The following is a 1027-nucleotide window of genomic DNA, read 5'->3' on the forward strand; positions in this document are numbered from 1 at the left end:
GCCGTTCTGCCGGAGCAGGCCGACCACGCCCTGGCCGACGAATCCGCGGGCGCCCACCACGGCGATGGCCGGCCCGTCCTGCGCGTACGGTTCGGCGACCCGGTAGATGCCCTCGGCGGTGGCGCAGGCCCGGTAGGGGGAGCGGTCCTTGAGCAGGGCGTCGATGTCCTTGGCGGGGTCCATGTGGTCCACCAGGGGGGCCAGGTTGCTCGGGGGCGGGAACTGCACGATGACCGCGCGGGTGGCGGGGTCGTCGTTGTAGCTCTCCAGGACCCTGCGGAAGTCGCCGCGGCCGACGCCGGGCGGCAGCACGACATGGTCCGCCTGGAACCCGAGGTGCTCGAAGCTCCTGATCTTCTGTTCGGCGGAGATCCGGGAGGCCTCCAGGCGGATGCGCCAGTCCGGCGGGTCGTCGGCCGCCGGGGTGAAGCGGATGACCGCCACCTTCATCCCGGTCGGTTCGACGGCCGGCCGGTAGTGCGCGTACAGCTCACGGGCCTGGCGCAGCACATCCCGGCCGGAGACGAGTTCCGTCACGTCGACGGCTCCAGCTTCGCCAGCACGTCAGGTACCGGGGCGAGGGGCTGTCCGCCGAACAGGCGGGTGACCTCGTCGGCGGTGATCGTGCGGTCGCTGTCGTCGTCGTCCTCGTAGCCGCTCTCGGTGACCTTCAGGGAGATCACGGTGAACGTCTCCGGGCCGCCGGGGTCGTGCTGGGAGAAGTCCCCGAAGTGCGCGACCCAGACGATGGACTGGATGCCGGGACTCAGCTCCGCCCGCAGCAGGGGCCAGGCGGCGTTGGCCACGCGGGAGAAGTCGTAGGTGATGCCGGGCTGGTCGGCGAGCTGGGAGACGACCACGGCGGCCTGCTTGGTGTCCGGCTCGTAGGCGGCGCGCAGCAGGGTGAGCGCCTCGCCGCGCAGCGGGTGCTCCCAGCGCAGCAGCCGGGTGAGCTGGGGAAGGGACATGTATTCCTCCGGGATCGGTCGGTCCGGGGCGTCACTTGGTGCGGAGCGCCGAGATCAGC

At 71.7% G+C, this 1027-nt stretch carries 2 protein-coding genes; both read right to left on the bottom strand.

Annotated elements, in window-relative coordinates:
* Positions 1 to 537: tetrahydrofolate dehydrogenase/cyclohydrolase catalytic domain-containing protein (locus ACIBAI_RS28960; RefSeq protein ID WP_399038798.1), on the bottom strand; the 537-nt coding region annotated here is incomplete at its 3' end.
* A complete protein-coding gene (locus ACIBAI_RS28965) occupies positions 534 to 968 on the bottom strand; it encodes a hypothetical protein (protein ID WP_399038800.1) in 435 nt (144 codons plus the stop codon). The genes ACIBAI_RS28965 and ACIBAI_RS28960, both read right to left, overlap by 4 nt.
* Positions 969 to 1027: the final 59 nt, after the last annotated feature.

The sequence above is a fragment of the Streptomyces sp. NPDC051041 genome, from assembly GCF_044456065.1.
Classification (GTDB): Bacteria; Actinomycetota; Actinomycetes; order Streptomycetales; family Streptomycetaceae; genus Streptomyces; species Streptomyces glaucus.